The organism is Pseudomonadota bacterium (assembly GCA_034660915.1).
GTDB lineage: Bacteria > Desulfobacterota > Anaeroferrophillalia > Anaeroferrophillales > Anaeroferrophillaceae > DQWO01.
Genome location: JAYEKE010000098.1, coordinates 1 through 3397 on the forward strand (window position 1 = coordinate 1; position 3397 = coordinate 3397).

The following is a 3397-nucleotide window of genomic DNA, read 5'->3' on the forward strand; positions in this document are numbered from 1 at the left end:
CGAACATCCGGTAATTATGTCCCTGGCAACGCAAGTCAGAAAGTTGAGATATTGATCTTCGGTGATTCTTTGCCGGTATTAATAGGATTGCCAGGCCCCCTTTTTTTTTGGGAGCCTGGCTGCTTAAGAAAAAATAAACGGTTATTTAAAGTCATTGATGGTCATGACCGGTACCAGATCCTTGGCGGTACGAGCATACTTTTCCCGCTCCGCCTTCGGCATCGGAATCAGTCCCCGTTCACTTAAATAGCCGTCGTCTCCCCAGGCTTTTTCACTGGTGAATTCAGCCAGGTAGCCTTGGATACCGGGAATAACCCCCACATGCTTTTTTTTGACATAGAAGAAAAGCGGCCGGGACAAGGGATATTTGCCACTGGCAATGTTTTCAAATGACGGCTGGACGCCATCCACAAAGGCTCCCTTGATTTTATCGCTATTCTGGTCCAGGTAGCTGAAGCCAAAAACTCCCATGGACGTATGATCGGCTTCAAGTTTCTGGACGATCAGGTTGTCATTTTCCCCGGCTTCGATGTAGGCGCCGTCTTCACGGACAGTATGGGCGATGGCCTTGAATTTTTTCTTGTCGGATTTTTTGAGCTTACTCAACCAGGCAAAGGTTTTCGCGCCACCCTGCATGGCCAGTTCGGCAAAAGCATCGCGGGTTCCGGAGGTGGGAGGTGGACCCAGAACTTTAATCTTAATTGCCGGCAGGTTGGGGTTTACGTCTTTCCAGGTTTTATAAGGGTTGGGAATGACGTTTTCACTGCCGTTTGGGTTCGGGACTTCTTTTGCCAGGGCCAGGAAGATATCCCGCCGACTGATCTTAAAGGTTTTGGCATTTTTTGCGTTGGCCAACACAATGCCGTCGTAGCCGATTTTGATTTCCAACACTCCCTTGACGCCGTTCTTCTGGCAGCGTTCAAATTCCGATTTTTTAATTGCCCGGGAGGCGTTGGTGATGTCAGGATGCTGAGCACCGACGCCGGCGGAAAAGAGCTTCAATCCGCCGCCGGAGCCGGTTGATTCGATTTTCGGAGTTTTGAACCGGGTGGTTTTGCCGAACCGTTCTGCTACCACGGTGGCAAAGGGATACACGGTTGAAGACCCGACGATGTAAATATAATCGCGTGCGGCTCCTGCCTGGGACATTCCTGCCGGAATCAGCAAACACAAGGCTGCCAGCAGCATAAAAACTTTCTTCATCATTTTTTTCCTCCATCAATATGATTTTTTTTATGATTATCAGTCCATTCGGCCCTGTGCCGCCTGGACTGCTATCAACTGTTTCTACCAGCGCTTTTCAAAGCGTTTGCGCAGAATAACCGCGGTTGCGTTCATGGCAATCAAAAAAATAAGTAAAACAATTATTGCGGCTGAAGTCAGTGAGGTGAAAGAACGTTCAGCGCTATCCGCCCAGAGGTAAATCTGCACCGGCAGGACCGTTGCCGGTGAAGTGAAATTATTTGGGATGTCAACAATGAAAGCCACCATGCCGATCATCAGCAGGGGGGCGGTTTCCCCCAGCGCCCGGGCCATGCCGATGATGGTTCCGGTGAGCATTCCAGGCAGAGCCAGGGGCAGGACATGGTGCATGATTGTTTGAATCGGTGAGGCGCCGATACCCAGGGCCGCTTCCCGGATGGAAGGGGGGACCGCCTTCAAAGCTGCCCGACTGGCAATAATAATGGTGGGCAGGGTCAGCAGGGTCAGGACCAGGCCGCCGAGCAGGGGTGACGACCGTGGCAGGCCGAAGAAATTGATGAAGATTCCGAGTCCCAGGAGACCGAAAATAATGGAAGGAACCGCGGCCAGATTGTTGATATTGACTTCAATAAAATCAGTCCAGCGGTTTTTTGGGGCAAATTCTTCCAGGTAGACGGCAGCCGTCACTCCCAGGGGAAATGAAAGCAGCAGGGTTATAAGCAGGGTGAAAATGGTGCCTTGCAGTGCTCCCAGGATCCCGGAAAGCTCCGGGTCTCTTGAATCACCGGCGGTGAAAAAACTGCGATTGAACTGTTTCTTGATGCGGCTATCATCCTGTAGTTTTTTCACCCATTCCAATTGCTGGTTACTTAGACGACAGCCTTCATCCACGCTCCAGCCCACTTCGCCTTTGATCAACATATCAAGATCATCGTCGGCGGGAACCCATATATCCCTCGTGCTGCCGATGACCTTTGGGTTTTTCAGTACCAGGCGTCGTAGTTGGTAGGAAGCCCCGGTGCTGACCAGCCGGTAGAGCTGTCGCTTTTGTCTCCGTCCATGGACATTCGGAAACAGTTGCCGAATGGAGGCTTTGACCAGCCCCTGGTAATCAGCTGTTTGTAATTCATTTTCCGGCAGTCGCGCGGCGTCAAAATAAATGGGCAGGCGGATGCAGGTCTGGCGAAAAGCCGGTATTCCTTTTACCAGGATGTCAGTGAATAATATGATCAGGAAAGCAAAACTGATAGTGATGGCAACAATTCCCAGGCGGCGAAACAATTTTTCGATCCGATAGCGTTTTGCCAGTCCCGCGCTGACCTTGTTGTATATCTCCGCCCGGCTGGAATGATTGCCTGTATTAGTAAACTTATTCATATTGCTCCCGGTATTTTTTCACCACTTGCAGGGCAATAATGTTGAGCAGGAGAGTAACCACAAAAAGAACTAATCCCAAGGCAAAAGCGGACAGGGTTTTAGGGCTGTCAAATTCCTGGTCACCAACCAACAGGGTGACAATCTGGACAGTAACCGTGGTTACCGCTTTTAGGGGATTGGCTGTCAGGTTGGCACTCAATCCCGCGGCCATAACCACGATCATGGTTTCGCCAATGGCCCGGGAAACCGCCAGCAGGATACCGCTGACAATGCCGGGCAGGGCGGCGGGGATCACCACCTTGCGGATGGTTTCCGACTTGGTCGCCCCCAGGCCGTAGGAACCGTCACGCAGGGATTGGGGGACGGCGTTGATAACATCATCGGAGAGCGATGAGATGAAGGGTATAATCATTACGCCCATCACCAAGCCTGCCACCAGGGCGCTTTCCGTTGACACGGAGAGGCCCAGATGGGCACCGGCATCACGAATAAACGGGGCAACGGTCAGGGCGGCAAAAAAACCGTAGACTACCGTGGGGATGCCGGCCAGTATTTCCAGCAGGGGTTTGACGATGGTGCGCATCTGCCGGTGGGCGTATTCAGAGAGATAGATGGCGGACATCAGTCCCAGGGGGACGGCAACCATCATGGCGATGCCGGCAATCATGGCGGTGCCGGTAAATATGGGGATAGCGCCAAAAGAACCGGAAGAGCCGACCTGGTCAGCGCGGATGGCCATTTGGGGGCTCCAGTGCAGACCAAAAAGAAAATCGGCTACCGGTATGGCTTTGAAAAAGCGCAGGGCTTCAAAAAGGAT

General features: G+C 52.1%; 3 protein-coding genes. All 3 read right to left on the bottom strand.

Annotation, left to right across the window (positions count from 1 at the left end; genetic code table 11):
- Positions 1-141 precede the first annotated feature (141 nt).
- Positions 142-1203 carry a PstS family phosphate ABC transporter substrate-binding protein gene (locus tag U9P07_06005; protein ID MEA2108955.1) on the bottom strand — a complete coding sequence of 354 codons (1062 nt, stop codon included), beginning with the start codon at positions 1201-1203 and terminating at the stop codon, positions 142-144.
- Between the two features lie 84 nt (positions 1204-1287).
- The gene (pstA, locus tag U9P07_06010; protein ID MEA2108956.1) at positions 1288-2580 is read right to left on the bottom strand and encodes a phosphate ABC transporter permease PstA; all 1293 of its coding nucleotides are present in this window, start codon (positions 2578-2580) and stop codon (positions 1288-1290) included.
- The coding region (pstC, locus tag U9P07_06015; GenBank protein ID MEA2108957.1) for a phosphate ABC transporter permease subunit PstC at positions 2573-3397 on the bottom strand (825 nt) is incomplete at its 5' end. The genes pstA and pstC, both read right to left, overlap by 8 nt.